The organism is Thiolapillus sp. (assembly GCF_048562965.1).
Taxonomy (GTDB): Bacteria; Pseudomonadota; Gammaproteobacteria; order Chromatiales; family Chromatiaceae; genus Thiolapillus; species Thiolapillus brandeum_A.
Window position 1 is genome coordinate 1 of record NZ_JBHNMF010001703.1, and the last position, 506, is coordinate 506.

The window sequence follows — 506 nt, forward strand, 5'->3', positions numbered from 1 at the left end:
CAAAATTATTGGCCATTGACACCCGGTCACTACCCCGTATTGGATGAGTCCTTCCTCCAGCAGATCTCGGAGATGCCCACCAAGAACCTGGTGCAGGCCAAGGAGTTCACCAAGAAGCTGGAGGAGGGAATCAACAAGTACCGAAACCGGGCGTTGACCACGGTGCAGGTGATCGAGGAATGGATCCAACTAGCCAGAGAAATCAATGAAGCCAAACCACCAGAAGGATTGACCGACGAAGAGTTCGCTTTCTACCAGGCGCTCGTGCAGAACGAAAGCACGGTTCGTGAACTGGGGCACCCCACGCTAAGAGCACTGGCCCATGAGCTGACCGACGAGCTCCGGAAATCCGCCACCATCAACTGGCAGACCCGCAAATCCGCCCGTGCCGAGATGATGGCCATGATCACGGTGTCGCTGGCCCGGCACAGTTATCCACCGGATGCAAAGAAGGAAACCGTGGATCGGGTTGTCGAGCAGGCCGAGCTTCTGGCTGACAACTGGGC

General features: G+C 56.9%; 1 protein-coding gene. It reads left to right on the top strand.

The window, feature by feature from the left end:
* Positions 1 to 72 precede the first annotated feature (72 nt).
* Positions 73 to 506: type I restriction enzyme endonuclease domain-containing protein (locus ACOCD2_RS26310; RefSeq protein WP_419626465.1), on the top strand; the 434-nt coding region annotated here is incomplete at its 3' end.